Raw genomic sequence first — 23,668 nt, forward strand, 5'->3', positions numbered from 1 at the left:
CAAGGACGGGACGGCGCGACCGATCTGAGCGGAACGGGCGTGCTCCGTTAGAACAGGTCTGCGTCCGCGGAAAAGGATTCCAGTTCCGTGACCACGCGTTGCAGGAAGCTGGATCCCATGGCGCCGTCGATGATGCGGTGGTCGTAGCTGAGGGAGAGATACATCATGTGGCGCACGGAGATGGCGTCGCCGAGGCCGTCGTTCTCCACGACGACGGGCCGCTTCTGGATGGCCCCGGTGGCGAGGATGCCCACCTGGGGCTGGTTGATGATGGGCGTGCCCATCAGGGAGCCGAGCGAGCCGATGTTGGTGACGGTGAAGGTGCCGCCCTGCAGTTCATCGGGCTGAAGCTCTTTGTTGCGGGCACGATCGGCCATGCTTGCCGCCTTGCGGGCCAGTCCCGACACGTTGTAGTCCCCCGCGTTCCGGATGACCGGAGCGAGGAGGCCCTTGTTGCCGATGGCCACGGCGATGCCGACGTGAAAGTCGTGCTTGATGACAATCTTGTCGCCCTCCACGCTCGCGTTGAGCAGGGGATGGTCGCGAAGCGCCTCCACCGCGGCCTTCACGAAGAAGGGCGTGTAGGTGAGCTTCACGCCCTCGCGCTCCAGAAAGGCCTCCTTGTTGGCCTCTCGGAGCTGGACGAGGCCCGTCACGTCGGCCTCGGCGAAGGAGGTCACGTGGGCGGACGTGGCTTTCGACCGCACCATGTGTTCGGCGGTCATCTTGCGCATCCGGTCCATGGGCTGCACCTCGATGCGGTCGCCGTACTGCTGGCGCAGCTCCTCGTCGCTCGGGCCTTCGTCGACCGTGTAGTCGCCGCGGGCGGGCGGGGTCTCATCCGCACGACTGGGGCGCGGCGGCCGCTCGGGAGCGGTCGTGGGGGCTGCGGGCGCCTCCTCGCGTTCCTCGAGGTACGCAAGCACGTCCTCCTTTGTCACGCGACCGCTCCGGCCGGAGCCCTCCAGGGATTCCAGCTCGCTCATGTGAAGGCCTTCCTCCTTCGCGATTGAGCGCACGAGGGGCGAGTAAAATCGCCCATCGTCGCCGCGGCGCTTGATTGTCTCTTCGGGTGCGCGCTGCGGTTCGTCGGTGCTGGGCACCGCGCCGTCGCCGGACGGCGGCGTGGAGGGCAGTTCCGCCTCATCGGTTCCGGGGGCGGCCTCCTGCATCTCGTCGGGCTCGTCGGACGCGGGGGGCTCCACCGCCCCGGCTTCCGCCTCCGAGGCCAAGAGGGCGACGACCGTGCCGACCTCGACGGTTTCTCCCTCGTCGACGAGCTTCTCGGTGAGCACCCCTTCGGCGGGGGAGGGCACCTCCGTGTCCACTTTGTCGGTGCCAATCTCCAGGAGGATCTCGTCGATGACCACCTCCTCGCCGATGTCCTTGTACCAGGCGACGACGGTGCCCTCGGTAATGCTTTCGCCCATCTTGGGCATCACGACCTCGACCTCGTCGCCGGAGGGGGCCGGAGAGGGGGCTTCTTCCGAGCCCGTCTTCGGAGCGGTCTCTCCGTCTTCCTCCTCAGCGACCGCCGTGGAGGCGCCGGTCTCCGCCCCGGCCGCCTCTTCTTCGGCCGGTGCCTCGGCGGGGGGCTCGTCGCTGGCGTCCACCTCGGCGGCCTCCGTCTCGGTGTCTAGCGTCGCAATGATGGTTCCAACCTCCACCGTGTCGCCTTCCTCGACGAGCGTCTCCGTAAGCACGCCGCCCTTGGGGGAGGGCACCTCCGTATCGACCTTGTCGGTCCCGATCTCAAGCAGAATCTCGTCCTGCTCCACCTCGTCGCCGGGCTGCTTGTGCCAGGCAATGACGGTGCCTTCGGTGATGCTTTCGCCCATCTTGGGCATTTCAACGTCAACTTGTGCCATGATTTCGGTCGTGTGCCGTGCAGTGAGAATGTGTGGGGGCGGTCAGGGGAGACGCCGCATGGAAGGACTTCCAATGTAGGGAATGAGGCCCACGAATCAAATAGTGGGACGGTTCTGGGGTATGTGGAAAATGGGAGGGCACGGAAAGAAACGATGGCAAAAAACGGAAGAATCAGTGCTGTCGGTTGCGTTCTTCGTCGCCAGCAAAGATCCTAAGAAGCGTTACTGCCGTACAGCATTGTCCGTATGTTCGGGGTGCAAGCATCGCGCTTCCGTGTCTGTCGTGGGGCCTCCGGACGTGGTCCAGAGGCTTAGCCCTTAGCCTTGTTCGAAAACCGATCACAGTCTCTCTTTTGTCGTGAAGCAGCTTGTCGTCGCCAACGCCCCTCTCGTTGCGGGCATTGCATCGCTCCTTGCACTCGCCTTTGCCTTCTATCTCGTCCGGTATATTCTCCGCCAAGATGCCGGAAACGATCGCGTTCAGGAATTGTCCCGCGACATTCAGGCTGGAGCCAAAACGTTCATGACCCGTGAGTTCCGGTACCTGGGCATCTTTGCCGTCGTCGTGGCGGTGGTGCTGTACTCCATGCCGGAGACCGGACTCCCAACGACGATCGGGTTTCTCGTCGGAACGGTGGCCTCGGGATTGGCCGGATGGATCGGCATGTGGATTGCTACCAAGTCGAACGGGCGCACGGCCCACGCCGCGCAGACTAGTTTCGCCAAGGCGCTGAATATCGCCTACTCGGGCGGCTCCACAATGGGTTTCTCGGTGGTGGGGCTTGGGCTGCTGGGCCTCGCCGTCATCTACGCCCTGTTTCCGGAGCACAGCCACGCCTGGCTCGGCTACGCCTTCGGGTCCTCTTGCGTGGCGTTGTTTTTGCGCGTGGGGGGCGGCATCTACACCAAATCGGCCGACGTGGGCGCCGACGTGGTGGGGAAGGTGGAGGCCGGCATTCCCGAAGACGACCCCCGCAACCCCGGCGTCATCGCCGATAACGTGGGCGACAACGTGGGCGACGTGGCCGGCATGGGCTCGGACCTCTACGAGTCGTACGTCTCGGCGGTCGCGGCGACCATGTTCCTCGGCGCGGAGGTCGACTTCACGGAGGCCTTCCCGAACCTCGGGTTTGAGGACCTGGGGCTCATGATTGCCTTCCTGTTTGGGGTTCTCGGCATCGTGTCCTCCATCATCGGGTACTTCTTCGTGAACGCAGGGGAGGGGACGGACGTCTCCTACGAACAGCAGGCGGCCAACGCCCGCTCGGCGCTCAACCGGGGCACCACGGTCGCCAATGTGCTGACGAGCCTCCTGGCGCTGGGCCTGATCTTTTGGCTCGTGCCGGGTGGGGAGTCGGCCGCGGCGGTGATCGACGACGCGGCGTCGTCGATGGACGTGCGCTGGGCCCTCTTTCTGACCATCCTGTCCGGCCTCATCACGGGTGTCGTGATCGGGAAGGCGACAGAGTACTACACCTCCGAGTACACGCCGGTGAAGAAGATCGCAGAGTCGGCCGAAACGGGGGCCGCGACGACCATCATCGAGGGGCTCGGCACCGGCATGCTGAGCACGGTGGTGCCGGCCCTGGCGGTGTCCGTCGCGACGCTTCTGGCGTATCACCTGGGGGGCCTCTTCGGCATCGCGCTCGCCGCGCTCGGAATGCTGCTCACGCTCGGCGTGGTGCTGTCGACCGACGCCTACGGGCCGATTACCGACAACGCACAGGGCATTTCCGAAATGGCCAACCTCGGCCAGGACGTACGTGAGCGCTGTGAGGCACTCGACTCGGCCGGCAATACGACCGCCGCGATCGGGAAGGGGTTCGCCATCGGGTCCGCGGCGCTGGCGGCACTCGCGTGGCTGGCCACCTACTTTTCGGAGGCGGCGGCGCAGAACCTGCTGTCGCTAGAGGCGGGCGTCAACCTTATGAACCCTCCCGTTCTGGTGGGCCTGCTCCTGGGCGCCATGCTGACGTTTTACCTCTCCTCGGTCGGGATCCACGCCATCAGTCGGGGCGGGGCGGCCGTCGTCAACGAGGTGCGGCGGCAGTTCGACGAGATTGACGGCGTGCGCAGCGGCGACACGAAGCCGGACTACGCCCGGTGCGTGGACATCACAACGGGGGCGGCGCTACGCGAGATGATGCTGCCCGGTGTTGTGGTACTGGTGGCGCCGGTCGTGGTGGGCGCCCTGCCGGGGCTCGGCGTTGAGGCGCTGGCGGGCCTGCTCGCCGGTGTGCTGATGAGTGGCTTCCTGACGGCGATCTTCATGTCGAATGCCGGGGGCGCCTGGGACAACGCCAAGAAGTACATCGAGTCCGGCGTGCACGGCGGCAAGGGCAGCGAGGCGCACAAGGCCTCGGTCGTGGGCGACACTGTGGGCGACCCGCTGAAGGACACGGCGGGGCCCTCGCTCAACGTGCTCATCAAGCTGATGGGCAAGGTGGCGGTCATCTTCCTGCCCCTCTTTGCCTACCTGTTGGGCTAGTGCGCCCTTGCATTCTGCATCCTGTCATTCCCCCGACCGGGCCCTGTCGCTTGGTCGGGGGATTCTATTTGGGACCCGCGTCGAAGGGGGCGTCAGTTGAAGCGATTCATCGCCGTGTCCAGGTCATCCCGGGCCGCCGTGAGGATGGCGTCTTCAGCGTCCTCGCGGGCCGACCGGGCCGCCGGCCGCTGCTCGTCGGTAAAGGAGGAGAGGACATAGTCGGACTGGCGCCCCTCCGGAAAGTCGTCGCCGATGCCAATCCGAAGGCGGGGGAATTCGGTGGTGCCGAGCCGCTGGGCCACATGGGCAAGGCCGTTGTGTCCCCCGCTGCTGCCCGCAGGGCGGAGCCGGATGGTGCCGATCGGAAGGTGCAGGTCGTCGACGATGACGAGGAGCCGGTCGAGGGAAAGGTCGTAGTGGTCCTGCAGGCCCGCGACGGCGTCGCCGCTCCGGTTCATGTAGGTGAGAGGCACGGCCAGCCCGATCTTCTGATCGACGTACCGGCCCCAGCCGACGAGCGCGTCGGACTGGTGCTGGAGCGAGATGTCGAGGCGGCCGGATAGCCCGTCGATGACCCGATGGCCTACGTTGTGGCGTGTGTCTTCGTACTCGGCGCCTGGATTGCCGAGGCCGATGGCGAGAAGGGAGGGGGTAGACATGCGGTCTGAGGGAGGTGGGGAGACAAATAGAAAAGGGCGACCGGAGTCGGCCGCCCTTCTGGGGAGTCAAATGGAGGGACGTCGGCGCGCAGCCGATCGCTCTTACTGATACTCTTCTTCGGCGCCGCCCTCGCCCGCTTCGTCTTCGCCTTCGGCGGCCTCGCCTTCTTCCGTGTCGACGGCCTCGCCCTCCTCGGCAATTTCCTCCTCGGTGAGCTCTTCCTCCTCTTCTTCGGCCTCGGTCGTGGGTGCGGTCTCGATCTGCGGCGCTACCACTGTGACGAGCGTCTGGTCCCTCGACGTTTTGATCTCGTAGTCGGTCTCAAGGTCGTAGACGTGTAGCGAGTTGCCGATGGCAAGCTCGCTGATGTCGACCTCGATCTGAGAGGGAATGTTCTCGGGCAGCACCGAGATCGTAAGCTCACGGGCAATCTGCTGGGTGTCGCCGCCGTTCTGCTGGCCGACCGGAATTCCGGTGTAGTTCAGCGGCACCGTCAGCGTGACCTCGTCGCCCTCTTCGAGCGCCTGAAAGTCGGCGTGCAGGGGACGGTCGGTGAGCGGGTGCAGGTCGTAGTCCTTCAAGATGCAGTTCCACGTGTCCCCGTTCATCTCTACCTGGGCCACCGGGGCCGAGCGCCGGTAGATCAGCTTGTTGAGAGCGGCAATCGGAATCTGCAGCGGCGTCGACTCGACGGTACGCCCGTACAGGATGCACGGGACGCGGTTGTCGTTGCGGATTTCGCGGGCGGCCTTCGAGCCGGTCTCGCGCGGCTGGGCTTCGATGACGGGGGCGTCCATGACGGAAAGACGGTCCGGTGAAAAGGGTGACAGCAACCGGGACAGATGACCGGTCACCTCTCTATGCAGAATACATACTAGATCCACCCCCTCGTTTGGTTCCGGGAAGGCCGGGCCGATTCAAGCAAAATAGACGCTGGGGCAGGGGGGCGCCTCGGTGCGTCCAGGGGCATCCCGTGAACGAGCCCCCGGCGTCCTCCTCCTCGCAGGACCGAGGTCACCGCTACTCGGCAAAGAGCGTGGAGACCGAGCGGTCGGTGTAGATGTGGCGGATGGCCTTGGCGAACAGGTTCGAGACGCTCACCACCTCGATGCAGTCGGACGGGCGCTTGAGGGGCACCGTGTCGGTGATGATGAGCCGCTCGAGGGGGGAGCTCTCAATTCGGTCGTAGGCCGGGCCGGAGAGAAGGCCGTGCGTACAGGCCGCCATGATTTTTAGGGCACCATGGTCTTTGAGCGCCTTCGCGGCGCGGGTCAGGGTGCCGGCGGTGTCGACGATGTCGTCGATGATGAGTACGTCTTTGCCCTCCACATCCCCGATGACGTTCATTACCCGCGCTTCGTTCTGACGGGGGCGGCGCTTGTCGATGAGGGCCAGGTCCACGCCCAGACGCTGTGCGTAGGCACGGGCCATCTTGAGGCCGCCCACGTCCGGGGCCAGCACGACGAAGTCGTCGAGGTCAAACTGACGGACGTGGTCGGTCAGGACGGTAGAGCCGTACAAGTGGTCCACCGGCACGTCGAAGAAGCCCTGGATCTGAGCGGCGTGAAGCTCCATGGTCAGGATGCGGTCCACGCCGGCAGAGGTGAGCATGTTGGCCATGAGCTTGGCCGCGATGGAGACGCGCGGCTGGTCCTTGCGCTCCTGTCGGGCATAGCCAAAGTAGGGAATCACGGCCGTCACGCGTTCGGCCGAGGCCCGCTTGGCGGCGTCAATCAGAAGGAGCAGCTCCATCCAGTTGTCCGCCTTCGGATGGGTGCTCTGGATAATGAACAAATCCGCCCCCCGGATGGACTCCTCAAACCGCACGTAGATTTCGCCGTCCGCAAAGTCGCGGATGCTGAGATCCCCGAGGGTGGTGCCGTACGCTTCGGCAATCTTGTTGGCGAGGGCCGGGTTGGAACGGCCCCCAAAGATGGCAACGCGGTGTTCATTGCTCGACGCACGCATGAGGGGACGGGGCACCGGGGCGGCAGCGGTCAAGAAGACAAAGATACGGTTGCCCGGGGTGGATTCGAACCACCACTAACGGCTCCAAAGGCCGCTGTCCTGCCATTAGACCACCGGGCAATGCGGGGCACGTGGCTTTTTCTCTTCACTCCTCCCGTAGGGTAGAAAACAACAGGGAATGAATCAACGAGCCAACGGGGGTGCAGTTCATGAAGAGGGGCTGAGAAGTGAGGCTCACGGTGGAGGCGGTCCCCAAGAACGCGCCGTTAGGTCCAGGCGCGAAGCTCAGTGAGCTCCTCCGCTATGGGAGCGACCTGGTCGGGCGCTAGCGTGCCCCGATCGGTGAGCAGGCCGCCCGTAAGGAGGGCGGGAGGGGTGGTGTCGAACCGAGGCGCCCGCACCGCTACGTCCAGAGACCCGTCGTACACGGTTCGATCCGCGGCGGACTCGTCGGACGTATCGTCGTCCACCGAGATTTTATCGATCGCGCACGCGGCGTACACAGGCACCTCGGCGTGATGGGCCGCGAGGGCAGCCCCGTACGTCCCTGCCTTGTTCACCACCGCGCCCGAAGGCTGTACCGTATCCGCCCCCACGAGTACGGCGTCGATGGCGCCCTTCTGCAGGCGACGAGCGACGGCGGCGTCGGGGAGGAGCGTCACGTCGAGGCCGGCTCTGGTGAGGCGTTCGGCGACGCCCACGCCCTCCTCTCCAGGTGCCGAGACGGCCACGCTGACGGTGGGCGACGGATCGGCGCTCTGGAGGGCCGACAGAACGGTGCCGGAGCGGGACAGGGTGAGCACATGGGCTCCGCCTACCTGTGCGGCCGCGGTCTCGGCCGCCGCCGCGTCGGCCGCCAGGGCGTTCTGGATGGCCTCGTGGGCGTTGGTTTCGACCGCATCAGGAGGGAGCTCCGGGAGGCTCGCGTGCATGGCGCGATGAAGCCGGTTTACCAGCGCCGCCATTGACGGCCGGGCATCCAGCAGGCGATGGGCGATGCCGATCAGGCGCCCCCGAGCATCCTCAATCGTGCCGGCCTCGGACTGGGCGAGCATGCCGGCCCGGTCGCGCAGCACCTCCAGGGCTCGAATTGAGAGATAGGCCGACCCGTGCGTCGTGTCGTTCGTGATGCCGAGGATGGACGGTGCCACGCGGCGGTACGAGGTCCAAAGGTCCGGCACCGTATCGCGCCGCAACAGTGCGGTGGGAGAGACCCACTCGACCTCCTCGGTCTCCCAGTTCGTCTGGATCGATCGGGCGTCGACGTCGAACAGGAACGGGTGGACCCGCCAGCGCGTCCCGTGGTCGTCATCCTCGACCGTGAACGCCGATCCCTGCCGTTGGGGATGAACGTCGGCGTCACGCAGGCCCGTTTCCTCCTCGACCTCTCGCAGCGCGGACGCCGGCGGATCATCATCTTCAATATGCCCGGTGACGGCGCCCCACTGGCCGGGATACGAGTCAACATTTTCGCTGCGGTGAAGAAGCAGCACCTCGCCTCGGTGCCGGAGAAAAACGGTGACGACGGGTGTCGGGTCGGCGTCGGGCATGGGACGAAAGCCAAAACACGTGCAAGAAAACAACACGGCGAGATCACTGCCTGGCACGCGCCCCGTCGTTGAGCGATCCGTCCGTGTAGGCAGACGGTTGGAAATTTTGCGTCCGATTGCTACTATAGGAGTAGTAATAGATAGATGCCTCTGTCGTCATGTCAAGCTTCCACGGTCGTCTTTGGCTCCTGCTGGCCTGTGCTTTGGTCGGCGCCGGGTGTGTTACGTCGTTTCCCCGCCACACTGGAGGGACGTCGCCGGAGCGCGTCGTCTCGACGCCCGACTCGACCCGCCCGACGTCGGTTGAGCGGGACACGACGCGCCGTCCCCTCGGTAGCGCCGGACCGATGCATGCCCTGCGCGCCGCCTACATGGATGGAGCCTACGACGCGGTGGCCCGTCGCATCCGCAGCCGACGACACAACGACTCGCTCCGCACGTCCGAATCGCAAGAGCTCCACGTCCTGCTCGGACGGGCCGAACAGGCACGAGGACGGCACGCGGCTGCCATTGACGCCCTACGCACGGCCCGACGGGTCGCCGAGGAGGAAGGGCGGTCCACAGCGGTGATTGACCGGGCCCTCGGGGACAGCTACACTGCGCTGTACCGGTGGCCAGAGGCCGCGTCGGCGTTCGAGCGTGTGCTCGATGCGCATCCCGACGACCGGGCGGTTCGGCAGGCTCTCGCGGAGACATACCGGCGCTCTCGAGAGTGGGCGGAGGCGCGGGCTCAGTACGCACAATTGGTGCGTGCCGACTCCTCAAACGGGCAGTGGTGGGCGCGCCTCGGGCAGTGTACCCTTGAGCTCAACCAAGCAGAGCAGGCGCGGCGCCACTTCAGGGAGGCCCACCGGCGAGTGCCACAGTCCGCAGAGGTGGCGCTGTCCCTCAGCCGGCTGCACCGCGCAGATGGGCATCCCGAAGCAGCCCGGCGCGTCGTGGACACCACCTTGACTTACCAGTCGGGGGATCCCCGACTGTGGCGCCGCCGAGCCGACCTCGCATTTGAGCGTGACGATCTCAAGGAGGCGCGTCGTGCGTACGTCCGGACGCTGGCCACGGGCGACTCGTCGGCGACGGTGTACCGGCGGATTGGCCTCGTCGACGTGCGCCGCCGGCGGTATGCCCAGGCCCTCCCGTTCCTCCGGCGGTCCCTGCGGCGCGACTCCAGTCACGTCCGTACGCCCCTTTATCTGGGCGTTACGTACCTGCGGCTCGACAGCCTGCACCGGGCGGGCATGTACCTTCAAAATACCATCGACCAGGAAGCGAAGGGCCCGATTACGAAAGCCCTGGAGCACCAAGGGGCCCTGTACAGTCGGCGTGGAAACGTGTCCGCCGCGATCGAGGCCTACAAAACGGCCCTCCGACTACGACCCGGGCGGACGGAGCTCTACTTCCGCCTCGCGACGGTCTACGACGAGCACTACAGGGACAAGGCCCCTGCCGCCCGTTACTACCGCCGATTTCTCCAGGCCCACGAGGGGACACTTCCTGAGCTGCGCCGATGCGCCACGTCTCGTCTCGATGCCCTTCGCCCCACCCTCCACATGCAGCAGGGCCCCGCGTCGTCGAACGAGTAAATGCGGGGATCTAGCCGAGGCGGGCCGTGTTAGAAGGTCGTGCGAAGCGGACGACATTCAGAGACAGCAGGGTGGGGGTGGACAAGCGCTTCGCCTGCCCGGGCCGCCCAAAGTATGTCCATTTGATCCTCCGAAGGGCTTCTCCCCCACGCAATCGATCTTCCGGCTCCATGCGACGGACCGCTGCGCTTCTCATTGTTCTCGGCCTCGTTCTCAGCACCCGCGTGTCGGCCCAGCCGGCGGTCTCCGTTCGCGGAAACGTAGGGGCGGCGTTCTTTCAGTCGCCCGAGGGCCTGAATACGGTTCTGAATTCCGGGGTGGACCTGGGACTTGAAGCAGGGTTGGAAGTGTACAGTGGATTAGAGGTCGTCTTGCAGGGAAGTTACGACCGGTTTACTCAAAATGGCGATACCTACGCGCTCTTACCGAATACAAACGTTTCGGTAGAAGAAGAGATAGAAGGCGGAGCCCTAAACGTCTTGAACGGAACGGTCGGTCTGCGCTATACCCTCCGAAATCAGAGCGATGCCCATCCGTACGTGGCAGGGGGAATAGGGGTATACCAGACCATGCTCGCCGAGACACGGGGCTCTCAAGACGAAAAGCTTCAGTCGGAACTAGCGACCACCGAGAGAGGATTTCACGTGGCGATCGGGTCCAACTTTCGAATCGACGAGACCTACGGGGTTTTCTTTGAGCCGCGGTACGTCGTTGTGAATACAGAAGACTCGGATCTCCAGACAGGAATTCGTTACGTCACCGTTCGGTTGGGAGTAGACGTGCAGTTCTGATCCGCTAGGAACAACAGAGACGACGCTGAAGAAGATCTGCGTGAAGAAAGCAAATATCCATGTGGCCTACGCGGCCGCCGTGGCGTTCACGGCTTCAACTCGCTTTACCTTTGGCACCGACCGCTTGAGAGCCTGCTCGATGCCTGCACGTAGCGTCATGGTGCTCATGGGGCACGATCCGCAGGCCCCCAGCAGCTCAAGCTCCACGACGTAGTCGGAGGTCACGTTCAACAGCCGGACCGACCCTCCGTCCGCCATGAGGTAGGGACGGATCGTGTCGAGGGCGTCCTCAATGTTGTCGCGCAGCTCCGGGTCGATGTGAGGGGGCGACCCGTCTTCGGTATCGGGAGACGAAGGCACGTCATCGGACATAAGGCGTCAAGGCGATTGCATGGGGGCAGCGTGAACCCGGACGTCGTGATTCTTCAACACCTAACGGATGGGACGCGGGTGCGTTCGGAAAATTTGTGGAGTGAGACCTCTTTTGCCACTGTTCCGGGTCGGTGGCCAGGCGGCCCTTACTCGTAGAGAATCTCAATCTTCTGGGTCGGATCGTCCTCGGCGTTGCGGAGGGCAACCTGCTCGGTAAGCTGATCGGCGATCTCGGCGAACGCCTGGGTAGAGGCACTGTCTGGGGCGGACCGCACGATGGGGGTGCCTTGGTCGCTGCTCTCGCGGATCTCTTGCTGAATGGGCACCTCTCCGAGGAACGGCACGTCGAGTTCCTGGGCCAGCTCCTGGGCCCCCGCCCGGCCGAAGAGATAGTACTTGCGGTCCGGCTGGTCGGGGGGCGAGAAGTACGCCATATTCTCGACCATGCCCACGACGGGCACGTTCACGTTGTCGAACATGGCCTTACCCTTCCGCGCGTCGGCGAGGGCGAGGTCTTGCGGCGTCGAGACGACGACGGCCCCGGTGAGGGGAATGGTCTGGACGATGGTGAGCTGGACGTCACCGGTTCCGGGAGGAAGGTCGAGGATCATGTACTCAATGTCCCCCCAGTCCACGTCACCGAGGAACTGGCGCACGGCCTTCGTGACCATCGGCCCGCGCCAGACGACCGCCTGGTCGGGGTCGACCATGAAGCCCATCGACAGGGTTTTGATGCCGTGCTTCTCGAGCGGGACCATCTTGCGCTCGTCGTTCACGCGCGGCTTTTCGCCCTCCATGCCCATCATTTTGGGAATCGAGGGACCGTAGATGTCGGTGTCCACGAGCGCCACCTCGTATCCCTGTTCGGAGAGGGACATCGCCAGGTTGACGGCGACGGTGCTCTTGCCCACACCGCCCTTCCCGCTGGCCACGGCAATTGTGTTTTGCACGCCGTCTTCGCCGCTCGTCTGCTGCTTCTCTCCTCCCTGATCGCCCACCATTAGGTCGTCCCCCAGCGGGATCATCTCACTGTCCACCTCTACGTCTACCGACAACTCACGGCTCACCTCCTCGTGCAGCAGGCGCTGGCAGGCCTCTTCGACCTGATTGGCGAAGGGCCCGTCCGGATCCTTCACGACGACGGTAAACGAGACATGCCCGTCCTCGATTGTGAGATCCTTCACCATATCGAGCCGGATGATGTCCTTGTCCTCCTTCGGGTGCTTGATCTGTCGGAGGACATCCAAGATGTCTTCGCGGGCGGCGGGCATAGGATGGGGAAGCAATGGGACAGCATATCAAGGCGATACACCCCACCACAGGAACGGGTGGATGTTCCTCTCAGCGCCGGAGATTCCTGCCGAATTACCTCATCTTGCAACACCGGATTGTCCCTGCTAGCGGCGCTGAGAAGGAAGAGTTGAGGAGGAACACGCCTCGTGGTCGCGGATCCTGAATGGAAAGCAAGGGGTCCGTTGGAGACGAGGATCCCGTTGGAGAAGTGACGACGCCGACTAGGACGGGGAGGTCGGAGCCGAGGCCAGGAGGCGGAGGGCCAGGCCGTGACGCAGTTCGTAGGGACTCACGCGAAGATCCTCTAGCTCGTAGTGAGCCAGGACGCGATCAAGGAGAATCACGCCCATCGGAAAAACATCAGCCCGATTCTCCATGGCTTTCGGGTGCAGCCTGAGGATCTCGTCGACAGACCGCCTGAGGAGGCGCTCGCGCCAGCGGCGCACGTCCTCCCGAACGAGCACGAACCCGTCGCCGTGCAGCGCGTCCCAGGTGCTATGGGGGCCCGCGTGGACGAGGGCCAGGGCGGTGGCGGTGCCGGCCGTGCCGATGAGCGCAGGGGCATCCCCCAGCGCGAGGGGGTGAGCCGCGAGGGCCTCGTCGACGATCTGCTCGGCCGTCTCGACGGCGTCGCGGGACGGGGGCTGCGATGCGAAGCAGCGCTCGGTCAGGCGCACGCACCCGACATCGAGGCTGGCGTGATCCCGGATGGCGTCGGCGGGCGATGAGTGGAGCTGTGTCGGGTGCGTGCCGGCGACGAGTTCAGTGGACCCGCCGCCCACATCGACGACCAGGCACGGTCCCGAATGGTCGTCGAACGCTGCGCAGGCCGCCGCAAAGCTCCACGTTGCCTCTTCGGCCCCGGAGAGAAGATCGACGGTCAGCCCCAGGTCGTCCCGCACCGACGCGAGAACGGCATCCCGGTTCGTCGCGTCGCGGAGGGCACTCGTGCCGGCGGCCGAGAGCCGATCCACATCGTACGCCCGGGCCACTCGGAGATGGTCGCGCAGTGCATCGACGAGACGCTCCCGCGCCTCCAGTCCAATGCGGCCCCGGGCATCCACCCCTTCCCCCAGCCGCACGAACCGCTCGGCCGTGTGGAGGCGGCGCAGCTCCGTCTCGTCCCGCTCGGCGACGAGGAGTTGGGCCGTGTTCGTACCGATGTCGATCGTAGCGAGGCGCATGGGCGTCAGGCGGATGGAGAACGAGAGAATCGACCGGCCCACCACCCATCTTCCGTAATCTCTGCGTCGGGGTGAAGGCCGTGGGACGCGACCGCGTCGAGGAAGCCGTCGCGGTGCGACTGGAGAATGCCGGAGAGGAGGAGGGAGGCGTCGGGGGCAAGGTGGGCGGCGAGGGCCGGCATTAACTCTAGCAGGACGCGTCGCGTGATGTTTGCAGCCACGAGGTCGTAGCGGGAGGCCGGTGCGGCCTCCACGGATCCTTCCTGCACAGTCACACAGTCGGTCCCTACGTTCCGGCGGACATTCTCACGGGCATTGCGCACCGCGTTGGAATTGGGGTCCACCCCCAGCGCCGTGTCGGCACCGGCGCGACAGGCCGCGATGGCGAGCACGCCGGTCCCGGTGCCCACGTCGAGCACGCGATCGCCGCGGGCGAGGGTGTCGGCCAAGAGCCGCAGGGCCAGCCGCGTGGTGGCGTGGTGCCCCGTGCCGAAGCTCATTTCGGGATCGATGCGGAGCACCATGGCGTCGTTCTGGACGGCCGGTGGGTCGACCGAAGCAGGGCAGATAAGGAACGGCCCGGCCCGGACGGGCGAGAGGGTGTCTTCCCAGACGGCGTTCCAGTTCTTCGCCTCCAGTGGCCGAATCGATAGCGCCCCGGGATGGCCGTCGGCGGCCAGGCGGGCCTCTAGCTGCTTCTGATCGACGGCGGCCCAGCGATCGGCCGGCACGTAGGCGCGCAATTCGGTGTCGCTCTGGACGAAGCCGGTGGCGTGCGCTTCCAGCTCCGCCAGAAACGGGGCGTGCTCCGCGGGCGGAATGGTGAGGGTGAGCTCGATCGTGTCCATGCCGTCATGCGGAATCGGTTGCGCTCCGCTGCACCCGCCCCGTATACAGGGAGGCAATGCCAAATGTGAGGGGCGTCCACGACAGGTCCACGAAGCCGGCCCCTCCCATCCGCCGGAGAAAGTCCACGCCGTCCGGAAACGCCGCGACCGAACTGGGCAGGTACTCGTACGCGCCCTGGTCGGGGCTCAACAGGCCGCCGATGCGGGGCAGGACGTGGCGGCTGTACCACCGGTAGAGCTGCTTGATGGGCGTCGCGCGGGGGGTGCTAAACTCCAGCACGACGAGGGCGCCGCCGGGCCCCAGCACCCGCCGAATGTCGCCGAGGCCGGCGTCGAGGTCCTCGAAGTTGCGCACGCCGAATGCCACGAAGGCCGCGTCGAACGAGCCGTCGTCGAACGGGAGGTCGGCGGCGTCCTCCTTCTGGAGCACAATCCGGGAGGCAAGGTTCGCCTGCTTGATCTTTTCCCGGCCCCGGTCCAGCATTTCTGCGGAGAGGTCGATGCCGATCGTCTCGCGGGGATGAAGGGTGCGCTGAACTTTGAGGGCCAGGTCGGCCGTGCCGGTCGCCACGTCCAGCACGCGCTGTGGCTGTTCGTCCCTCAGCGTCTGGACGGCCCGAGAGCGCCAGTACCGGTCAACGCCGGCACTGAGGACTCGGTTCAGGAGGTCGTAGCGGGGGGCCACGGCGTCGAACATGGTCTCCACGGCCTCCGCCTTGCCTTCGGCCTCGCCGATGGGGGGATGGGAGTGTTCGGGCATCAGGAGTGGGGATATAAAAAGCAACGGGAATGCGCCCGGCTGGGCAATGCTCTCCTTCGGAGTGCCTTCTCTAGTGGGGAGAAGTGCTCTGTGCAATGAACAGCGCGGGTCACGAAAAGGGTCCGAGGCATGCCCGGAACGACGCCTGCCGCCTGGAAAGGCATCGTGGGATGCGTATACTTGCTCTTCACATTTTGCCTGCTCACCGGTGGAGGTAGATTCATCTCCAGTTCATTCTATTCACCGACGTCTCCGTTCGTGTCATGGCGTGTCTTGGTAGCACCTCGGTTCGTACATCGTCGCTTTGTGGCTTTGGTCTCGCCGCTGTCCTGGCGACGGTGCTCCCGGGCTGCTTCCTTGCGCAGGAGGCCGCGGAGAGCACCGTGGGGGCGGCCTCCGAGGCTGCTGGAGAAGAGGTGGGGAAGGCCATTGGGGCGCGGGTGGCGTCCGCGGCCAACCTGCCGACCGCGGGCACCGCGCAGTGGAACCCATTCATGGTGTCGTAGGCGCAGGTGCTCTTCAGCTACGCGTTCGCCGCGAACGGCATGTGGCTGGCGGAGGCGACCTACGAGGAGGGCGAGCGGGTGCGGTACGAGTTTCAGACGGCCGACGGAGAGGAGGCTGGGTTTCAGACGATGGAGCGGGCGTTCCTGACGACGGGCGAGGACGGAAACGAGTGGTGGCGCGTACGGGCCCAGCAGAATGAGGAGACCTGGGTCTACGAGGCACTCATCGACCCGGAGCGGGAGGAGGTCGTCCGTCTTCGATCGAAGGACCCGGAAGGGAACGTCGGGGAGGTGCCGGTAACGGAACGGACCGTGTACCAGTCGCCCCAGCGCCTGATGGAGGAATGCATTGAGGGGGCCAGGGTAGGTACGGCGGAGCTCGACACGCCGGCCGGCATGTGTTCCACGCGAGAGGTTGAGTACACGGGAGGCATGGGGGGCGGAACCGTTACCTGGTATCTTGCGGAGGGCGTGCCGGGTGACGTCGTCCGGTATCGGACACAGGGCACCCAGGGGAATGCCTGGATCAGCACCCTAGTGGAGTACGGGGACGACGCGACGACTACGCTTGGCTCCTACTGAGACCCGTACGGAGCCACTGCGAGAATGCCATTGCCGTTAGCTCAAAATCTGCGTTAGCTTCAACAGGTCGTAGTCGATCGACTTGCGCCGGCCGTAGACATTGCGGAGGGGCGTGAGCTTGACCTCGTTGTTGGTCATTCCCACCATCACGTCCGAGTGGCCGTCCATTAAAGACTCGACGGCGGCCACGCCGAGGCGGCTCGCCAGGACCCGGTCGCTGGCCGTCGGGGCCCCGCCCCGCTGCGTGTGGCCGAGAATGGTGGAGCGGAGCTCGATGTCCGAGAAGGCCTCGTCGTCCCGCAGCGCGCGCTCGATGCCCTGAGCCCCACCCAACTCGTCCCCTTCGGCCACGACAACGATGGTGGAGCGCCGCTGGGCGGTCATGAGGGACAGGATGCGCTCCTTCACCATGTCCATCTCCGTAATGGTTTCGGGGATCAGAATCAGCTCCGCCCCGCCCCCGATGCCGGAGTTGAGGGCAATAAACCCGGCATCCCGCCCCATCACCTCCACGAGAAACAACCGGTTGTGGGCGTCGGCCGTGTCGCGGATGCGGTCGATGTTGTGGATGGCCGTGTTGAGGGCCGTGTCGTACCCGATCGTCTGGTCGGTGCCGTACAGGTCGTTGTCGATCGTTCCCGGGCAGCCCACCACCCCGAGCCCGTGTTCGTCGTAGAGCTTCGACGCCCCCCGAAACGTACCGTCTCCCCCAATGGCCACAAGCGCGTCGATGTTATTCTCGCGGAGGTTGTTGGCGGCCATCCGGCGCCCCTCCTCGGTGCGGAAGGCCTCCGACCGGGCGCTCTTGAGGATCGTGCCACCCGACTGGAGGATGTTGGAGACCGAGCGCCGCTCCATCTCCACGAAGTCGGCCTCAATCATGCCCTCGTATCCCCGACGGATGCCCATCACCTCAATGTCGTTGGCGACGGCCGTACGGACGACCGCCCGGAGGCATGCGTTCATGCCCGGAGCGTCGCCGCCACTGGTGTATACGCCGAGGCACTCGATGTCCTGCATGGTCGGTCGGGAGGGGTCGGTGAGGGGAAGGAAGAGAGGAGGCCGTGGAGAATGGCCCCGGGCTGGTCCTCACTGGACGGGCTGAGGACGGGCCACCACCATACCAATCTGCCGCTCGATCGTCTGAACGTACCGTTGAAGATCGGGCGAAACCACTACGCCGTCGGAGAGCGAGGCGTGCAGAAGGCCGCGCCCGCCGTCCGAGTGGGCGTACACGAGGCCGGTGTGCGCCACGTCCAGCCCGTCGATCGAAGAAACGAGCGCCACGATGTCCCCGGCCCGGAGCTGATCGTAGACGGCGCGGATCGAATCCTGCGGCACATACCGCACTGGATCGCGCCGCTGTCGCGCCTGCAGGCGCGTCTCCATCTCTTGCACGCAGGCGAAGAGACTGTCGTTGGCGGCAAATCGGCTGTACGCCGACCGGTGGGTGCTCATAAAGTCGACCGTATCGCGCAGGGGACGCCCCTTCAACTCTGTGCCGAGCCGCCGCACGTGCCCCCGCTTCGAATTGTTGGTGATCCACTCCGTAAAGTAGTGCAGCCGCCCGCAGTAGCCCACCGGCCCGCCGTCGCGGTACCGCTGCTCCGCGAGGCGTCGCGCAAAACCTGCGTACGTCGTGTCGGATGCCTGGGTGCTGCGGGCCAGGGCAAGGGCGGTCTCGACGAACGTCACGCAGTCGAATCCATCGAAGCGAACGACGAGGGCCTCGGTCTCGGGGGCGTCGAGCGTGCCGGTGAGGTAGGGACGCCCGCGGAAGTGATGTCCGATTTCTTGCATCACCCGTCCGATTGAGCCGGTGTCCTCCGAGAGCGAACGGGCTGTCTCCAGGGCTGCCTCGAAGCGATCGGCAGTCGTGCCCGGCGGGGAGAGCACGCTGTCCGACAGGGCCAGAGGCCCACTGGATTGGGGAGGCGAGGCCGCCTCGGTGGATCCGTCGGGACCAGGCTGGCAGCCGCTCAACAATGCAAGGCCGACGAGCAGTCCCGGCAGCACAGCGAGCAGGCTTCGGAGGCGCACGGACATGGCGGGAGGGAGCGGAATGGACACATCGAGTCCGGTTTCACCCATTCGGGGCCGACTCGTTTCCGAGCGGGGCGGGCGACGCGGCCGACAGCTCGGACACGGGGGTGTCGAGACTCGCCGCCTCGGCGTCGGTGAGGGGCCACCAGTCGGGGTCGATGTCGAGCGCCCGGATGAGCTTTTGCTCGAATGTGGGCCGTGGGATGGTCGTTACGCCGAAGCGCTCGAGGTGCTCGGTCGAGTACTGTGTGTCGAGCAGGGCAAAGCCGCCCGCCCACAGTTGACGTACGAGATGGACGAGTGCCACCTTTGAGGCATTGCTGACCCGGTAGAACATCGATTCGCCAAAAAACGCCCCGTGGAGTCCGACCCCGTAGAGTCCGCCTGCCAGGTCGCCTTCCTGCCAGCACTCTACGCTATGGGCATACCCACGCTCGTGGAGGTCGGTGTACACCCGAATGATGCGCGGGGTAATCCAGGTGCGGGCCCGGTCCGCGCAGGCCTCGATGACGGAGGCGAAGGCATGGTCGGCGGTCACCTCAAACTCGCGCCGCCGCACCCGCCGGCGGAGGTTGTGGGGAACGTGGAACGCATCGAGCGGGAGGTGGGCCCGTGGATCCGGGGCGTGCCACCGCACGATGCCGGTGTCGTCGTCCCCCATCGGGAAGACGCCGTTGGCGTAAGCGCGGAGCAAGAGATCGGGCGTGAGGTCATCGGGCATGGGCGGCGGGACAGCGGGCGTAGAGGATTTGGGCAGGAGGGGGCGATGTCGTCGGAGGACTCGCTTCAAGATAAAACTATGCCCATGGGCGTGAGTTTGTGTCGCGTGATCACGTCGTTTTGCCCCAAACAGATGCTTCCCTCATGGACGCCTCGGACGGTCAGGTCTACCGCGCGCTCGTCGACGATCGAGCATTTGACGTCGCGATTCAGGACGATCAGCTCGTCGTGGACGGCGAGGCGAAAGACTATACCTTTGAGGTGCTGCGGGACGGCTACGTGTCGATGATTGTGGACGGTGCGAGCGTGCCGGTGTCGGTGGAGCCGACGGGGGAGGACACGCTGCGCGTGACGATTGATGGGCGGCGCACGGAGGTTCAGGTGAAGGATGAACGCGACCTGCTGGTGGAGGAGTTTGGGCTCGGGGAGGACGCCGTGGCGGGGGGACAGGTGCGGGCGCCCATGCCGGGCCTCGTGCTCGACCTGCTCGTGGAGGTGGGCGATGAGGTGGCGGTCGACGAGGGCCTCCTGGTGCTGGAGGCGATGAAGATGGAAAATGAACTGAAGGCCCCGTCCGGCGGCGTCGTACAGGCCATCCACGCCGCAAGCGGCGACGCGGTGGACAAAGACGCGCTGCTGATTGAAATTGAAGCAGCGTGACCCCCACCGAAGCGTTTCCAGACCCCATGGCTCCTTCCGATTCCGTCCTCGTCACTGGCGCCACCGGCCTTGTCGGCTCCATGCTGACCAGGCAACTCGTCGATGCCGGGACCGATGTGCGCATCTTCCGGCGCGATACCTCGTCCCTCGACCTCCTGGGCACGTACGCCGAGCGGGTCGACCACGCGGTGGGTGATCTCCGGCAGGCCCGGAGCCTGTACGAGGCGATGCAGGGGGTCGACCGGGTCTACCACGTGGCGGCCAAGGTGAGTTTTGCACGGGGCGACCGGGCGGCCGTCCGGCGCGTCAATGCCGACGGCACGGCCAATGTCGTCAACGCTGCCTTGAAGGCCGGGGTTGACCGCCTCGTGCACACCTCTAGCATCGCGGCCCTCGGCCGCCCGCCGGAGCCGGACGGGACGATTGACGAAACGACCGAGTGGCAGGGCCTGCCCCACCGTTCCGCCTACGCCCGGTCCAAACGCCGGGCCGAGCTGGAGGTGCATCGCGGCATCGCCGAGGGACTCGACGCGACCTTTGTGAACCCCTCGCTCGTCTTCGGGGTGGGTGGACCCGGCACCAACACCCGCCGCATCGTCGACGCGGTGCGCAGCGGCTGGCTGGTCGCCGTGCCGCCGGGCGGGACGAACGTGGTGGATGTTCGTGACGTGGCGGCGGGCCTGCGGGCGGCGATGCACGAAGGCGAGACGGGCCGTCGCTATTTTCTGGGAGGGGAGAACCTGTCGTGGATGACGCTCGCCACGACGCTCGCGGACGAATTTGGGGTCGCGCCGCCGCGCTACACGATTCCGTCGTCGGTTCTGCAGGTCGGGGGCGTGCTGGCCGAGGGCGTCGCCACCCTCACCCGCACGCAGCCAGTCCTCGCGCGCACCACGGCCCGGACCGCCGCCCGCACCTACCGCTACGACAACAGCCGCGCCCGCGCCGAACTGGGGTGCGCGTTTCGGCCCTTTGCGGAGACGGCCCGACGCATCGCCGATGTGCTGTCTGGTGACGCCCCGATGCCGTAGCCGAATACACGTCGGGACATCCGCTCGTTCAAAGGTCTCTCTCAGTGCCGTGGTCAACCTCCGAGTTCGGAGACGGCCCTCGCGATCGTGTACGGGACGAGTACGATGAACAGACCCAGCACCGCCACGGCGACCTGTTGCTGGCCGCCGCGCACGGCGTAGAAGTGGGTCGTGACGAAGACCCCCGCCCCCACCGAGCAGAGAATCGAGAATGTCCAACAAAGGGTGCGGACCGTCCACCCCGCCCACGATAGAATCGACGAAGAGGAGTCGGAGGAAGACATGGCAGACGGGCGGGGTCAATAGAAAATGGGTGGGAAACGGAGGGCGGGACGGTCCGGGCGCCGGCGGCACGCGTGTCGGGGTGTCCCGAGCAGACTCACATGCCGTCCTGCGGGCGGTCAGGACCGGACGCATCGACGAAGACCTGGCGCCCGGCTAACGCCGTGGCAGCGACCATGGTTAGTCCCCCGCCGAAGTACGCCAGTGCGATTCCACCCGTCACACCCCCCAGTTGAATTGGGAGGTTCGTGGGCGCCACGTCAACCAAGAGACCGGCCGCGGCCAGCGCAGTGCCGGCCACGAGGGCAAAGCGGAAAAGTCGTCCTGCGTGTGCAGCGGGAGATCTCACCGTTGAGTAGCGCGTTGACGAAAGACGAAAGGGCTTGGGTCGGACGAGGGTCTTCGTAGCCGAAGTTTGCAGATTCGACACGCTCTGTCACGTCTGTTGCGGAGGTACGTTCGAGGCCTCGGCGCCCAGAACCTGAAAGTCAGGCTACGTCCGTCCCTTCGGCGGCCGCCAATCGGTGGTGCCCGCGCGACGATGCTGCCTCACAGAAGCGGCGCAGATGTTACGGTTCTCCGATTCCTGGATTCTGCTTCGTCGATCACGAAAGGACTTTTCTCGAGACGTGTTGATGCAGCTACATACGCGTTCAAAATCCGAAAGCAGCCCTGTTGCGTCGTTCTCGGCTCCTGCACCCCAGGGTCGGAGAAACGACTGAGCGGCGGGTTCCGCGCAGAATCGGGGGGAGCCTGACCGTTCAATCCCAATGCCGGCTCAGGGGCGTCGGGCCGATGTCTTCTCGTCCAGGTGCGTCTGTCATGCGTGTCTCCGTTCCGCTGTGCCTTTCTCTGCTCATATTCGCCTGCCCGTCGATGGCGGACGGAGAAGAGCACCGGCAGGGTCCCCTCAACGCTCTTTCCGACCTCAATGCCTCCACCATGCCCACCGCTGCTGATTCTCTTCCCGAACCGTCCCCAGCCCTGTCCCCCATGGAGGTGATTCGCCTGCAGGTAGAGGCGCTCGGAAACAACGACACACCGTACGACGATGCCGGGATCGAGGCCGCCTTCAACTTTGCCTCCCCGGCCAATAAACGCGCCACCGGTCCGCTCCGCCGATTTCGACGACTGTTCGAGACGACCGCCTACGGGCCCATGATCGACCACGAGGAGGCGACCTACAGTGCGCCGCAGGTGGAGGGGGCTGTAGCCCGGATGGGGGTAATCCTCACCACCGCGCAGGGCGACCGCGTGGGATACCTGTTCCGTCTTTCGAAACAGGAGGAGGCCCCGTATGCGGACTGCTGGATGACCGACGGCGTCCAGCGAGTGCCGGTCGAGCAGGTCGATGCCCAAGAAATTTAGCCTGTCTCGATACAGCCCACCGGTACAACAAACCCCTCCGTGGTCCCGAGCAGGCGCTCGTTCCTGGACATCGAGAATGCAGAGACACGAAGAGACGAGTTCAGACCCGCCGGTGCACCATGGCGTGCGCCGCGGCTCCCCGTCCCTGATTGCCGCCGTTACTCACAAAGAGCTCAGACGCTTGCCCATGCCCGATTTTGTGCTTACCGAAAAGGAGCGCACGCAACAGGACGATCGGCCCGACCGGACGTTTTACCGGGAGCCTCGTCTCGTCCAACACGTCGACGAACAGTTCCGGGAGCGTCTCACCGACCTCTACCGTGAGCACCTCGGGGCGGGCGATGACGTTCTTGACCTAATGAGCAGTTGGGTGTCCCACCTGCCCGATGAGCTGGGGTTGGGGCGCGTGGCGGGACACGGGATGAACGAGGAGGAGTTGGCGGCAAACGACCGATTGGCCGAATACTTCGTTCAGGACCTGAACGAGACGCCGGGCCTTCCGCTGGAGACGGGGGCCTTCGACGCGGTCCTCTGTGCAGTGTCGGTGCAGTATCTGCGGCACCCCGGACAGGTCTTTGCCGAGGTGGCTCGCGTCCTGCGGCCGGGGGGGATCCTTATCGTTAGCTTCTCAAACCGGATGTTTGCCCAGAAGGCCATCCGGGCCTGGCGGACCGCCTCCGGTCCCGGACGCCTGCAGCTCGTGGAGCGGTATTTTGAGTCCGTCGAGGCCTTTCAGAAACCAACGACGGTCAGCGAGAATCCCTTCGTGCCGCCCACCCGCCGGTTCATGGGAGGGGCGCCGGACCCCTTCTACGCCGCCCACGCCCGAACGCAGGGGTGAGTCGCCGATGTACAAGGTCGTTCGGTGGAAAGACTCGAGGGGCGGCGACGTGGAGTGCTGACCGCCTGCGCCACAGCCCCTCGGGTGTCTTCAGTCTCCGTTGGACTCTTCCGGTCCAGAGGGAACTTCTCCGGCTCGACCGGCCTGAGCCTGTGTCGGCGGGCTTTCTGTCAGTCGGCAGCCGTCCGGCAGCGTTGTTCCTGTTCTACAGCGTCGCTCCCTCCGACGGATGCCCGTCTCCGCCGTACCCCTGAGGCATGTCCTCGGGAG

General features: G+C 65.5%; 24 protein-coding genes and 1 tRNA gene. 9 read left to right on the plus strand and 16 right to left on the minus strand.

Features of this window, described 5'->3' with window-relative positions:
* Positions 1-47: 47 nt before the first annotated feature.
* Positions 48-1,868 (minus strand): 2-oxoglutarate dehydrogenase, E2 component, dihydrolipoamide succinyltransferase, encoded by a 1,821-nt coding sequence (gene sucB / locus OJB03_RS13600; RefSeq protein ID WP_263788377.1) that lies wholly within the window; start codon positions 1,866-1,868, stop codon positions 48-50.
* Between the two features lie 358 nt (positions 1,869-2,226).
* Between sucB and OJB03_RS13605 the strand changes: the two genes are divergently transcribed.
* A complete protein-coding gene (locus tag OJB03_RS13605) occupies positions 2,227-4,356 on the plus strand; it encodes a sodium-translocating pyrophosphatase (RefSeq protein WP_263788380.1) in 2,130 nt (709 codons plus the stop codon).
* Between the two features lie 92 nt (positions 4,357-4,448).
* Here OJB03_RS13605 and pth read toward each other — a convergent pair whose 3' ends face one another.
* The 5 genes from pth to OJB03_RS13630 all read right to left on the minus strand — a co-directional run bounded on the left by pth (position 4,449) and on the right by OJB03_RS13630 (position 8,534).
* Positions 4,449-5,015 (minus strand): aminoacyl-tRNA hydrolase, encoded by a 567-nt coding sequence (gene pth, locus OJB03_RS13610; protein ID WP_263788382.1) that lies wholly within the window; start codon positions 5,013-5,015, stop codon positions 4,449-4,451.
* Between the two features lie 102 nt (positions 5,016-5,117).
* On the minus strand, positions 5,118-5,813 hold the full coding sequence (locus tag OJB03_RS13615; protein WP_263788383.1) for a 50S ribosomal protein L25: 696 nt from the start codon (positions 5,811-5,813) through the stop codon (positions 5,118-5,120).
* A 223-nt stretch (positions 5,814-6,036) separates the two neighbouring features.
* Entirely contained in the window at positions 6,037-6,984 is a 948-nt protein-coding gene (locus OJB03_RS13620; RefSeq protein WP_272507337.1) for a ribose-phosphate diphosphokinase, read from the minus strand.
* 49 nt (positions 6,985-7,033) lie between these two features.
* Positions 7,034-7,104, minus strand: a tRNA-Gln gene (locus tag OJB03_RS13625).
* A 146-nt stretch (positions 7,105-7,250) separates the two neighbouring features.
* A complete protein-coding gene (locus tag OJB03_RS13630) occupies positions 7,251-8,534 on the minus strand; it encodes an eIF2B alpha/beta/delta subunit family protein (RefSeq protein ID WP_263788385.1) in 1,284 nt (427 codons plus the stop codon).
* Between the two features lie 158 nt (positions 8,535-8,692).
* Between OJB03_RS13630 and OJB03_RS13635 the strand changes: the two genes are divergently transcribed.
* The gene (locus OJB03_RS13635) at positions 8,693-10,117 is read left to right on the plus strand and encodes a tetratricopeptide repeat protein (protein WP_263788387.1); all 1,425 of its coding nucleotides are present in this window, start codon (positions 8,693-8,695) and stop codon (positions 10,115-10,117) included.
* Positions 10,118-10,287: 170 nt separating this feature from the next.
* The gene (locus OJB03_RS13640) at positions 10,288-10,908 is read left to right on the plus strand and encodes a porin family protein (RefSeq protein WP_263788388.1); all 621 of its coding nucleotides are present in this window, start codon (positions 10,288-10,290) and stop codon (positions 10,906-10,908) included.
* A gap of 66 nt (positions 10,909-10,974) precedes the next feature.
* Here the strand turns inward: OJB03_RS13640 and OJB03_RS13645 are convergent, their stop codons facing one another.
* From OJB03_RS13645 to ubiE, 5 genes are all read right to left on the minus strand, one after another.
* Positions 10,975-11,280 (minus strand): NifU family protein, encoded by a 306-nt coding sequence (locus tag OJB03_RS13645; RefSeq protein WP_263788389.1) that lies wholly within the window; start codon positions 11,278-11,280, stop codon positions 10,975-10,977.
* A gap of 146 nt (positions 11,281-11,426) precedes the next feature.
* Complete coding sequence (locus tag OJB03_RS13650; RefSeq protein WP_263788390.1) at positions 11,427-12,551, minus strand: Mrp/NBP35 family ATP-binding protein; 1,125 nt, start codon at positions 12,549-12,551, stop codon at positions 11,427-11,429.
* A gap of 243 nt (positions 12,552-12,794) precedes the next feature.
* Positions 12,795-13,757 carry a Ppx/GppA phosphatase family protein gene (locus OJB03_RS13655; RefSeq protein ID WP_263788391.1) on the minus strand — a complete coding sequence of 321 codons (963 nt, stop codon included), beginning with the start codon at positions 13,755-13,757 and terminating at the stop codon, positions 12,795-12,797.
* Positions 13,758-13,762: 5 nt separating this feature from the next.
* Positions 13,763-14,605, minus strand: a complete 843-nt coding sequence (gene prmA / locus OJB03_RS13660; protein ID WP_263788392.1) for a 50S ribosomal protein L11 methyltransferase — start codon at positions 14,603-14,605, stop codon at positions 13,763-13,765.
* 4 nt (positions 14,606-14,609) lie between these two features.
* A complete protein-coding gene (gene ubiE / locus OJB03_RS13665; protein WP_263788393.1) occupies positions 14,610-15,365 on the minus strand; it encodes a bifunctional demethylmenaquinone methyltransferase/2-methoxy-6-polyprenyl-1,4-benzoquinol methylase UbiE in 756 nt (251 codons plus the stop codon).
* A gap of 263 nt (positions 15,366-15,628) precedes the next feature.
* Here ubiE and OJB03_RS13670 point away from each other — a divergent pair, with 263 nt between their 5' ends.
* Positions 15,629-15,871 carry a hypothetical protein gene (locus tag OJB03_RS13670; protein WP_263788395.1) on the plus strand — a complete coding sequence of 81 codons (243 nt, stop codon included), beginning with the start codon at positions 15,629-15,631 and terminating at the stop codon, positions 15,869-15,871.
* A gap of 6 nt (positions 15,872-15,877) precedes the next feature.
* Positions 15,878-16,453 (plus strand): hypothetical protein, encoded by a 576-nt coding sequence (locus tag OJB03_RS13675; protein WP_263788397.1) that lies wholly within the window; start codon positions 15,878-15,880, stop codon positions 16,451-16,453.
* 36 nt (positions 16,454-16,489) lie between these two features.
* Here the strand turns inward: OJB03_RS13675 and pfkA are convergent, their stop codons facing one another.
* The 3 genes from pfkA to aat form a co-directional block, all read right to left on the minus strand.
* Positions 16,490-17,464: a 6-phosphofructokinase gene (gene pfkA / locus OJB03_RS13680; RefSeq protein WP_423816386.1), complete on the minus strand. Its 975-nt coding sequence runs from the start codon at positions 17,462-17,464 to the stop codon at positions 16,490-16,492.
* Positions 17,465-17,542: 78 nt separating this feature from the next.
* Entirely contained in the window at positions 17,543-18,544 is a 1,002-nt protein-coding gene (locus tag OJB03_RS13685) for a DUF1460 domain-containing protein (RefSeq protein WP_263788399.1), read from the minus strand.
* Entirely contained in the window at positions 18,537-19,217 is a 681-nt protein-coding gene (aat, locus tag OJB03_RS13690) for a leucyl/phenylalanyl-tRNA--protein transferase (RefSeq protein WP_263788400.1), read from the minus strand. Before aat ends, OJB03_RS13685 begins: the two co-directional genes overlap by 8 nt.
* 143 nt (positions 19,218-19,360) lie before the next feature.
* Here aat and OJB03_RS13695 point away from each other — a divergent pair, with 143 nt between their 5' ends.
* The gene (locus OJB03_RS13695) at positions 19,361-19,876 is read left to right on the plus strand and encodes a biotin/lipoyl-containing protein (RefSeq protein WP_263788402.1); all 516 of its coding nucleotides are present in this window, start codon (positions 19,361-19,363) and stop codon (positions 19,874-19,876) included.
* Between the two features lie 26 nt (positions 19,877-19,902).
* On the plus strand, positions 19,903-20,907 hold the full coding sequence (locus tag OJB03_RS13700) for an SDR family oxidoreductase (protein WP_263788404.1): 1,005 nt from the start codon (positions 19,903-19,905) through the stop codon (positions 20,905-20,907).
* 53 nt (positions 20,908-20,960) lie between these two features.
* Here the strand turns inward: OJB03_RS13700 and OJB03_RS13705 are convergent, their stop codons facing one another.
* Positions 20,961-21,191, minus strand: a complete 231-nt coding sequence (locus OJB03_RS13705; RefSeq protein ID WP_263788406.1) for a hypothetical protein — start codon at positions 21,189-21,191, stop codon at positions 20,961-20,963.
* Between the two features lie 95 nt (positions 21,192-21,286).
* Positions 21,287-21,538: a hypothetical protein gene (locus tag OJB03_RS13710; RefSeq protein ID WP_263788409.1), complete on the minus strand. Its 252-nt coding sequence runs from the start codon at positions 21,536-21,538 to the stop codon at positions 21,287-21,289.
* A 473-nt stretch (positions 21,539-22,011) separates the two neighbouring features.
* Here OJB03_RS13710 and OJB03_RS13715 point away from each other — a divergent pair, with 473 nt between their 5' ends.
* Entirely contained in the window at positions 22,012-22,557 is a 546-nt protein-coding gene (locus OJB03_RS13715; protein ID WP_263788411.1) for a DUF4864 domain-containing protein, read from the plus strand.
* A 187-nt stretch (positions 22,558-22,744) separates the two neighbouring features.
* Positions 22,745-23,398, plus strand: coding sequence for a class I SAM-dependent methyltransferase (locus OJB03_RS13720; RefSeq protein ID WP_263788413.1), 654 nt, complete (start codon positions 22,745-22,747; stop codon positions 23,396-23,398).
* The last annotated feature ends 270 nt before the right edge of the window (positions 23,399-23,668 follow it).

The sequence above is a fragment of the Salinibacter grassmerensis genome, from assembly GCF_947077765.1.
GTDB classification, from domain to species: domain Bacteria; phylum Bacteroidota; class Rhodothermia; order Rhodothermales; family Salinibacteraceae; genus Salinibacter; species Salinibacter grassmerensis.

Coding starts and splice junctions, on each gene's coding strand:
- sucB (WP_263788377.1), bottom strand. CDS start 1,868: ATGGCACAAGTTGACGTTGAAATGCCCAAGATGGGCGAAAGCATCACC.
- pth (WP_263788382.1), bottom strand. CDS start 5,015: ATGTCTACCCCCTCCCTTCTCGCCATCGGCCTCGGCAATCCAGGCGCC.
- OJB03_RS13615 (WP_263788383.1), bottom strand. CDS start 5,813: ATGGACGCCCCCGTCATCGAAGCCCAGCCGCGCGAGACCGGCTCGAAG.
- OJB03_RS13620 (WP_272507337.1), bottom strand. CDS start 6,984: ATGCGTGCGTCGAGCAATGAACACCGCGTTGCCATCTTTGGGGGCCGT.
- OJB03_RS13630 (WP_263788385.1), bottom strand. CDS start 8,534: ATGCCCGACGCCGACCCGACACCCGTCGTCACCGTTTTTCTCCGGCAC.
- OJB03_RS13635 (WP_263788387.1), top strand. CDS start 8,693: ATGTCAAGCTTCCACGGTCGTCTTTGGCTCCTGCTGGCCTGTGCTTTG.
- OJB03_RS13640 (WP_263788388.1), top strand. CDS start 10,288: ATGCGACGGACCGCTGCGCTTCTCATTGTTCTCGGCCTCGTTCTCAGC.
- OJB03_RS13645 (WP_263788389.1), bottom strand. CDS start 11,280: ATGTCCGATGACGTGCCTTCGTCTCCCGATACCGAAGACGGGTCGCCC.
- OJB03_RS13650 (WP_263788390.1), bottom strand. CDS start 12,551: ATGCCCGCCGCCCGCGAAGACATCTTGGATGTCCTCCGACAGATCAAG.
- OJB03_RS13655 (WP_263788391.1), bottom strand. CDS start 13,757: ATGCGCCTCGCTACGATCGACATCGGTACGAACACGGCCCAACTCCTC.
- prmA (WP_263788392.1), bottom strand. CDS start 14,605: ATGGACACGATCGAGCTCACCCTCACCATTCCGCCCGCGGAGCACGCC.
- ubiE (WP_263788393.1), bottom strand. CDS start 15,365: ATGCCCGAACACTCCCATCCCCCCATCGGCGAGGCCGAAGGCAAGGCG.
- OJB03_RS13670 (WP_263788395.1), top strand. CDS start 15,629: ATGGCGTGTCTTGGTAGCACCTCGGTTCGTACATCGTCGCTTTGTGGC.
- OJB03_RS13685 (WP_263788399.1), bottom strand. CDS start 18,544: ATGGGTGAAACCGGACTCGATGTGTCCATTCCGCTCCCTCCCGCCATG.
- aat (WP_263788400.1), bottom strand. CDS start 19,217: ATGCCCGATGACCTCACGCCCGATCTCTTGCTCCGCGCTTACGCCAAC.
- OJB03_RS13695 (WP_263788402.1), top strand. CDS start 19,361: ATGGACGCCTCGGACGGTCAGGTCTACCGCGCGCTCGTCGACGATCGA.
- OJB03_RS13700 (WP_263788404.1), top strand. CDS start 19,903: ATGGCTCCTTCCGATTCCGTCCTCGTCACTGGCGCCACCGGCCTTGTC.
- OJB03_RS13705 (WP_263788406.1), bottom strand. CDS start 21,191: ATGTCTTCCTCCGACTCCTCTTCGTCGATTCTATCGTGGGCGGGGTGG.
- OJB03_RS13715 (WP_263788411.1), top strand. CDS start 22,012: ATGCGTGTCTCCGTTCCGCTGTGCCTTTCTCTGCTCATATTCGCCTGC.
- OJB03_RS13720 (WP_263788413.1), top strand. CDS start 22,745: ATGCCCGATTTTGTGCTTACCGAAAAGGAGCGCACGCAACAGGACGAT.